This window comes from Pseudonocardia sp. (genome assembly GCF_025965585.1).
Lineage (GTDB): Bacteria > Actinomycetota > Actinomycetes > Mycobacteriales > Pseudonocardiaceae > Pseudonocardia.
Map to the genome: position 1 here is coordinate 1 of NZ_JAOPWR010000474.1, position 7,942 is coordinate 7,942.

9 protein-coding genes are annotated in these 7,942 nt (G+C 73.8%); 2 read left to right on the forward strand and 7 right to left on the reverse strand.

Annotation, left to right across the window (positions count from 1 at the left end; translation table 11 throughout):
• From JWR81_RS29030 to JWR81_RS29060, 7 genes are all read right to left on the reverse strand, one after another.
• Positions 1–665, reverse strand: a 665-nt coding sequence (locus tag JWR81_RS29030; RefSeq protein ID WP_297659972.1) for a glycosyltransferase family 4 protein, incomplete at its 3' end; no start/stop codon positions are given.
• 17 nt (positions 666–682) lie between these two features.
• Complete coding sequence (locus JWR81_RS29035) at positions 683–1,603, reverse strand: phosphatidylinositol mannoside acyltransferase (protein ID WP_297659947.1); 921 nt, start codon at positions 1,601–1,603, stop codon at positions 683–685.
• Positions 1,600–2,247, reverse strand: a complete 648-nt coding sequence (gene pgsA, locus JWR81_RS29040; RefSeq protein ID WP_297659950.1) for a phosphatidylinositol phosphate synthase — start codon at positions 2,245–2,247, stop codon at positions 1,600–1,602. Before pgsA ends, JWR81_RS29035 begins: the two co-directional genes overlap by 4 nt.
• 102 nt (positions 2,248–2,349) lie before the next feature.
• Positions 2,350–2,904 (reverse strand): HIT domain-containing protein, encoded by a 555-nt coding sequence (locus tag JWR81_RS29045; RefSeq protein ID WP_297659952.1) that lies wholly within the window; start codon positions 2,902–2,904, stop codon positions 2,350–2,352.
• A 47-nt stretch (positions 2,905–2,951) separates the two neighbouring features.
• Complete coding sequence (locus tag JWR81_RS29050; RefSeq protein WP_297659955.1) at positions 2,952–3,398, reverse strand: hypothetical protein; 447 nt, start codon at positions 3,396–3,398, stop codon at positions 2,952–2,954.
• Positions 3,399–3,409: 11 nt separating this feature from the next.
• Positions 3,410–5,449, reverse strand: a complete 2,040-nt coding sequence (gene thrS, locus JWR81_RS29055; RefSeq protein ID WP_297659958.1) for a threonine--tRNA ligase — start codon at positions 5,447–5,449, stop codon at positions 3,410–3,412.
• Between the two features lie 83 nt (positions 5,450–5,532).
• A complete protein-coding gene (locus JWR81_RS29060; RefSeq protein WP_297659961.1) occupies positions 5,533–6,138 on the reverse strand; it encodes a hypothetical protein in 606 nt (201 codons plus the stop codon).
• Positions 6,139–6,277: 139 nt separating this feature from the next.
• Here JWR81_RS29060 and JWR81_RS29065 point away from each other — a divergent pair, with 139 nt between their 5' ends.
• Together JWR81_RS29065 and JWR81_RS29070 are read left to right on the forward strand one after the other, a co-directional pair.
• A complete protein-coding gene (locus JWR81_RS29065; RefSeq protein WP_297659964.1) occupies positions 6,278–7,267 on the forward strand; it encodes an LLM class flavin-dependent oxidoreductase in 990 nt (329 codons plus the stop codon).
• A 53-nt stretch (positions 7,268–7,320) separates the two neighbouring features.
• On the forward strand, positions 7,321–7,737 hold the full coding sequence (locus tag JWR81_RS29070; RefSeq protein ID WP_297659969.1) for a nuclear transport factor 2 family protein: 417 nt from the start codon (positions 7,321–7,323) through the stop codon (positions 7,735–7,737).
• The last annotated feature ends 205 nt before the right edge of the window (positions 7,738–7,942 follow it).

Here is a 7,942-nt window from a genome sequence, read left to right on the forward strand (position 1 = left end):
AGCCGCAGGTCCGGCCGGTCGGGCGCGAGCGCGCGCACGGCGTCGAGCAGCACGGGCATGCCCTTGCGCGGCTCGTCGAAGCGGCCGAGGAAGCCGACCGTCGCCCCCCGGCGCCGGTCGGGCAGGGGCGATGCGCCGGCGTGCGCCGCGACGTCGACGCCGTTGGGGATCTCGACGGCGTCGCCGCCGAGGTGCTGCACCTGCACGCGGCGGGCCAGCGGCGAGACGGCGATCCGCGCGGTCACCTTCTCCATGAGCGGCCGCAGCATCCCGCCGAACGCGCTCAGCGCGCGCGACCGTTCGGTGGCGGTGTGGAAGGTGACCACGATCGGGCCGTCCGCGACCTGCAGGGCCAGCACCGACAGGCTGAACGTAGTGGGCTCGTGCAGGTGCAGGACGTCGAAGCGGTGCTCGGCGAGCCACCGCCGCACGCGCGCGTAGGACCGGGGCCCGAACGTCACCCGCGCGACGGACCCGTTGTAGGGCACGGCCAGCGCCCGGCCCGCGGGCGTGACGAAGCCGGGCAGCGGCGTGGCGCCCACGGCCGGGGCGAGCACGTCCACCTCGTGACCCGCGGCGATGAGCGCCCGCGCCAGCCCGAGCACGTGGCTCTGGACCCCGCCCGGCACGTCGAGGGAGTACGGACAGACGATCCCGATCCGCAGCGGGCCGTCGGCCGGCATCAGCGGTCCCGCCAGATCGGCTGCAGGACGTGCCAGTCGGCGGGCGCCCGGCCGATGAGGACGCCCAGCGCATCGGCGAGTGCCTGGGTGGCCTTGGCGACGTCGCCGCGCCCGGGCACCGGCACGGGATCGGCGAAGTCGATCACCCAGCCGTCGGGGGTGAAGCGGGGGAAGGCCGGCAGCAGCAGCGCCCCGGTCATCGCGGCCAGCCGGGCCGGGCCGGTGGGCAGTCGCGCGGGCGCGCCCAGGAACGGGATCTCCAGGCCGGTGCCGGTGACGTCGCGGTCGGCCACCAGGCAGACGACGCCGCCCGCCCGCAGCCGCCGGGTCAGCGCGCGGTAGGCGGCCGAGCCGTCCTCGGCGGCGACCACCTCGAAGCCCAGCGACTCCCGGTAGGCCACGAACCGCCGGTAGAGCGACTCGGGCCGCAGCCGCTGCGCCACCGTGGTGAACGACGGGTCCAGTCCCCGGGCCCGCAGGGTCTCCACCAGCCAGACGCCCGCGGCGTCCCAGTTCCCGCTGTGCGGCAGGGCGATCACCACCGGGCGCCCCGCGTCCACCGCCTCGGTGAACGGGGCGACACCGGTGACCCGGGTGCGGGCGTGGATGCGGGCCGGATCCATCGACGGCAGGCGGAACGCCTCGCACCAGTACCGCGCGTAGCTGCGCAGCCCGTCGCGCACGAGCACATCCAGCTCGGCCGGGCCCGCGTCCGTCACCACCCGGGCGAGGTTGGCGCGCAGGCGCCCGGCGCCGGCGCCGGGCCGGCGGGCGGCGAGGTCCGCGCCGCTGCGGAACAGGCCGAGCGCGAGCCGTTCGGGCAACGCTCGCACGAGCCGCCAGGCGGTCGCGTACTCCAGGTCCACCAGCCGCTCGGCGACAGTCGGCCCGGCAACCCGCTCGGAGAGCGACGGGCTCATTGCGCAGGATCGACCGGATCGCCGGCCGGGGCGCCTGCCTGTCGGGCCTGCGCGCTGCGGTACACCGACCCGATGCGCTGGCCCACGGTCCACAGCGACCCGACGGCGAGCAGCCACAGCGCCACCTCGAGGGCGTGCGGCACGCCGAGACCCTGCAGGCCGGTGCCGAACAGCGCGAGGAGCAGCCGCTCGGCTCGCTCCACCAGCCCGCCCTCGGCCGAGAGCCCGAGCCCCTCGGCGCGCGCCTTGATGTAGGAGACGAGCTGCCCGGAGACGAGGCAGACGAGCGCGGCGACGGCGAGCAGCCGGTTGCCGCCCACCCCCAGGCACCACCAGGCGATGGCGGCGAACAGGGCGCCGTCGGCGAGCCGGTCGCAGGTGGAGTCGAGGACGGCGCCGAACGGGGTGCCGTGGCCGCGGGCGCGGGCCATCGCGCCGTCCACCAGGTCGAACAGCACGAACAGGGTGATGACGAGCGTGCCGACGAACAGCTGGTCACGCGGGAAGAACCACACCGCACCGGCCACGGCCCCGACGGTGCCCACGACCGTGACGGCGTCCGGCGTGATGCCGGCGCCGAGCAACGAGCGTCCGAGCGGCTCGGACACCCGGTTGACGTGCACGCGGGCGAAGACGTTGAGCATGGGCTCCTGCTTGTCGGCCCCAACGGATGCGGCGCGATGGACGGTGACCGGGGACAGTGCGGGTCGGGCGCCGCCGTCGGCACCCAGCCTAGTCGGATGCGCCTACTCGGAGCCCGCAGCGGCCCCGGACCACGCGTCGGCGAGCAGCGCGCGGGTCTCGGAGAGCAGCTGCGGGATCACCTTGGTCTGGCCCACCACGGCGATGAAGTTGGCGTCCCCGCCCCAGCGCGGCACGACGTGCTGGTGCAGGTGCTCGGCCAGCGACCCGCCGGCGACCGTGCCCAGGTTGATCCCGACGTTGAAGGCGTGGGGCGCGGCCACCTCCTTGAGCGCCCGGACCGCCTGCTGGGTGAACGTCATCAGCTCCCCCGCCTCGGCGGGCGTGAGGTCCTCCAGCTCGGCGACGTGCCGGTAGGGCAGCACCATGAGGTGGCCGGGGTTGTACGGGTGCAGGTTGAGCACCGCGTACACCGTGTCCCCCCGCGCGACGACGAGGCCCTCGTCGTCGGGCAGCGAGGGGATGCGGCAGAACGGGCAGCCCTCGTCGCTGGTGTCCTTGATGTAGGCCATCCGATGGGGCGTCCACAGGCGGCGGAAGCCGTCGGGGGTGCCCACGCCGTCCTGCGGCTCCAGGACCGGGTCGGCGGCCTCGCTCATGGTCGCCGATCCTAGACACCGGTCACCCTGAGACCGTGATCGGCGGCTCAGGTGGCAGCCGTTGGCCGGACCGCGCGGGCGGCCGTGGCCGGGTCGGCGGTGGTGACCCACAGGTACTCGCCCGAGCCCAGCACGAGCTGCAGGGTCGGGCCGGGACGCACCGTGAGCCGACCGATCCGCCTGTTCTCCGGCAGGCGGGCCCCGAGCACCTGCGCGAAGCTCAGCTCCACCACCTGCGCCTCGGTCACCTCCGCACGAGGGATCTCGCGGCCGCCGCCCCACGGCCCCTGACCCGCGCGGACCGAGTCGGACGTGACGGTGAGCCGGACGACGCCGAGGTGGACGCCGAGGGCAAGGAACACGACGGCGAGCAGCACGCCCAGCCACCACTGCCCGTCGATCGCCGCGGCCACGGCGGCGGCCGCCGCGAAGACGACCGCCACCGCCAGGTGGACGCGCGACACGACGACGCTCGCGTAGGAAGGCTCCTCCATCCCGGCGGTCCCTACTCCGCCGTCGGGCTGGCGTTGTTGCGGCTCGCGATCCAGTCGACGATCGTCTGCACAGCCTCCGCCACGGGCACGCCGTTGCGCTGGGAGCCGTCGCGGAACCGGAAGCTCACCGCGCCCGCCTCCGCGTCGCGCGCGCCCGCGAGCAGCATGAACGGCACCTTCTGCAGCGTGTGGGTGCGGATCTTCTTCTGCATCCGGTCGTCGCTCGCGTCGACCTCGACGCGCACGCCGTGCTTGCGCAGCTGGGCGGCGATCTCCTCCACCGCGGGCACCTGCTCGTCGGTGACCGGGATGGCCACGACCTGCACGGGTGCGAGCCACGCCGGGAACGCGCCCGCGTAGTGCTCGGTGAGCACGCCGAAGAAGCGCTCGATGGAGCCGAACAGCGCACGGTGGATCATGACCGGGCGCTGGCGGCTGCCGTCGGCCGCGGTGTACTCCAGGCCGAACCGTTCCGGCAGGTTGAGGTCGAGCTGAATGGTGGACATCTGCCAGGTGCGCCCGATGGCGTCCTTGACCTGCACGGAGATCTTCGGCCCGTAGAACGCGGCACCGCCCGGGTCGGCGACGAGCTTGAGCCCCGACTCCTGCGCGGCCTCCTGCAGCGCACCGGTGGCGCGCTCCCACATCTCCTCGGTGCCGACGGACTTCGCCGGGTTGCGGGTGGAGAGCTCGAGGTAGAAGTCGTCGAGGCCGAAGTCGCGCAGCAGGTCGAGCACGAACCTCAGCAGCGACTTCAGCTCGTCCTGCACCTGCTCGTCGGTGCAGAAGATGTGGGCGTCGTCCTGGGTCATGCCGCGCACGCGGGTGAGCCCGTGGACCACGCCGGACTTCTCGTATCGGTAGACCGACCCGAACTCGAACTCCCGCAGCGGCAGCTCCCGGTACGACCGCCCGCGCGAGTCGAAGATCAGGATGTGCATCGGGCAGTTCATCGGCTTCAGGTAGTAGTCCTGGCCGGGCTTGGTGATCTCGCCCTCGGCGTTGCGCTCCTCGTCGAGGTGCATGGGCGGGTACATGCTGTCGGCGTACCAGCCGAGGTGGCCGGAGATCTCGTAGAGCTTGCTCTTGGTGATGTGCGGCGAGTAGACGAACTCGTAGCCCGCCTCCTCGTGGCGCTTGCGCGAGTAGTCCTCCATCTCGCGGCGGATGATGCCGCCCTTGGGGTGGAATACCGGCAGGCCCGAGCCCAGCTCGTCGGGGAACGAGAACAGGTCGAGCTCCGCGCCGATGCGGCGGTGGTCGCGGCGCTCGGCCTCGGCGATGCGGTGCAGGTGCGCGTCGAGCGCCTCCCTGCTCTCCCACGCGGTGCCGTAGATGCGCTGCAGCTGGGGGTTCTTCTGGTCGCCCCGCCAGTACGCCGCCGCGCTGCGCGTGAGCTTGAACGCCGGGATGAACTTCGTGGTGGGGATGTGCGGGCCGCGGCACAGGTCCGACCAGACGACCTCGCCGGTGTGGGCGTGCACGTTGTCGTACGCGGTGAGCTCGCCGGAGGCGTCGACCTCCATGACCTCGGAGTCGTCGCCCGCCGCGCTCTTGAGGTCGATCAGCTCCAGCTTGTAGGGCTGGTCGGCGAGCTCCTCGCGGGCGTCCTCGAGCGAGTCGTACCGGCGGCGGGAGAACCGCTGGCCGGCCTTGATGATCTTCTTCATGGCCGACTCGAGCTTGGTGAGGTCCTCCGGGGTGAAGGGCGCCGCCACGTCGAAGTCGTAGTAGAAGCCGTCGGTGATCGGCGGGCCGACGCCCAGCTTGGCCTCGGGGAACATCTGCTGGACGGCCTGCGCGAGCACGTGCGCGGCGGAGTGCCGGATGACGCTGCGCCCGTCCTCGGTGTCGGCGCCGACCGGGGTCACCTCGGCATCGGCGTCGGGCGCCCAGGCCAGGTCCTTCAGCACGCCTCCCGCGTCCTTGACGACCACGACCGCGCTCGGGCCGCTGGTCGGCAGGCCCGCCTCGCGCACGGCGGCACCCGCCGTGGTCCCGGCCGGCACCCGGACGGGGGCGGACGGGGGGCTGACTGCGGGCGCGGACACGGGGTGCCTCCAGGGGGTTGTCTCGCGAGGGGGTTGTACGACTGACCCCTCGATGCTAGAGGTGCCCCGCGAGGCGGTTTCAGTCAGTTCAGCCGCTGCAGCCCGGCGACGAGGCGCTGCATCGTCGCCAGGTCGCGGGACCACTGCCGGTCCAGCACCTCGGGCACCTCACGCAGGGGCCGCCCGGGGGCCCGCTGCGGCAACCGGCTCGACGCGTCCGCAGCCAGCGCCAGCACGGCGAGCGACCCCGCGCGCGAGGGCCGAGAGCTCGCTCCCAGCGTGGCGAGCGCGGGCAGGCTGTCGGGCCGCTCGGACGGTGTGCGCGGCCGGGGCAGCATCGGCTCCACCGGTGCCAGCGCCGCCGCGAGCGCCCGGTGCAGCGCGGGCGAGGCCAGCTCGCGGCGTGCCTGGGCGACCCCCGCCCCGTCCTCGACCCGGACGTGCAGGAAGGCACCGGGAAGGCCGCGCAGCACGTGCACCGCCCGCGGGGTGGCCAGGACGAGGTCCTCCATCCCGCCGCTCGCGGCCCCCACCGGGACGGCGGCGCGCGCGAGCCGGACGAGCGCGGCCACCTCCTCGCCCGCATTAACTCCGGCCTCGGCCAGCAGCGTGCCCGTCCGGGCGTCGACGAGGCGCGCGGCCCGCGCACCACTGCGCACGAGCAGTTCGGCCAGCACGGCGTCTAGCACGGGCACTCCTCCCATCGGGTCGCCCAGCCTCCCGTGCGAGCGCGGAGCACCCGCGATCCACCCGCATGGAGCAGTACCCCGTTGGACCGATCGGCTGCACGGGAAGAAGCGGCCACGCGGGTGGGTTACACCGGACGTGGTGCCTCTCTCCGTTCTCGACCTCGTCCCCATCGGCTCCGGCTCGACGCCCACCGCGGCGCTGGCCTCCAGCACGGCCCTCATCCGGCGTGTCGAGGAGCTCGGCTACCAGCGCTACTGGGTGGCCGAACACCACGGCATGCCAGGTATCGCCAGCTCGTCGCCCGCGGTGCTGATCGCGCATCTGGCCGGGGCCACGTCGCGCATTCGCGTCGGCTCCGGCGGTGTCATGCTGCCCAACCACCAGCCACTGGTGATCGCCGAGCAGTTCGGCACGCTCGACGCGCTGCACCCCGGTCGCATCGACCTCGGCATCGGCCGCGCCCCCGGCACCGACCCGCGCACGGCCCGCGCGCTGCGCCGCGGCACCGACGCGCTTGGCGCCGACGACTTCCCCGAGCACCTGCAGGAGCTGGCCGCCTACTTCCGCGGCGAGGGCCCGGTCGTGGCCGTGCCCGCCCACGGCCAGCAGCCCGACATGTGGCTGCTCGGCTCCAGCGGCTACAGCGCCCAGGTCGCGGGCCTGCTCGGGCTGCCGTTCGCCTTCGCCCACCACTTCAGCGGCGAGAACACCCTGGCCGCCCTGAAGCTCTACCGCGACACGTTCCGGCCCGGCGTCCTCGAGCAGCCGTACTCCATGATCTGCGCCGCCGTGCTCGCGGCCGAGACCGACGCCGAAGCGCACCGCCAGGCACTGCCCGGCGCGCTGCAGTTCCTGCGGCTGCGGATGGGCAACCCCGGCCTCGTGCCCACGGTCGAGGAGGCCGAGGCGTACCCGTACTCGCCGCAGGAGCAGGCGTTCATCGACGAGCGCCTCGACGGCCAGGTCATCGGCTCTCCCGAGACCGTCCGTGACGGCGTCCGCGAGCTGGTGGAGCGCACCGGCGTGGACGAGCTGATGGTCACCACCAGCACCCACGGCGCGGCTGAGCGCATCCGCTCCTACGAGCTGCTGGCGGAGGCCGTCGCACCGGCCGCCCTGGCGTCGTAGTCGGCGCCTCGTCGGCGCTGTGGTCGGCGCAGTGCTCGTGGTGTGATGGGCCGGTGACCGACCCGTACGCAGCTTTCCGCGACGCCGTCGAGGGCAAGGACGTCGACGCCGCCGTGGCGCTCTTCGCCGACGACGTCGTCTTCCACTCCCCCGTCGTGCACAAGCCGTACGTCGGACGGGAGGCGCTGCGCGCCATCCTCACCGCCGTGATGCAGGTGTTCGAGGACTTCCGGTACACCGGTGAGTACGCGGGCGGCACGGGGCACGTGCTGGAGTTCGCGTGCCACGTGGGCGACCGCGACCTGCAGGGCGTCGACATCCTGCGCGGCGGCACCCCGGACGGCGACACCCCGGACGGCGACAACGGAGGCGGCGGCGACACCGTGCAGCTGACCGAGCTGACGGTGCTCGTGCGCCCCTACTCCGCGGCCACGCTCCTGCGCGAGCGCATGGCCGCCCAGCTGCCATGACCCGGGCTGACACGACCGGGGCTGACACGACCGGGCCGGCCTGATGGCGATCGTCACACCGTTCACCGAGCTGTTCGGAGTCCGGTGCCCGATCGCGTCGGCCGCGATGAGCGGGTCTGCGGGCGGGGCGCTGGCCGCGGCGGTGTCCGAGGGCGGCGGGCTGGGCCTCGTCGGCGGGGGCCGCGGCGACGCCGCCTGGCTGGAC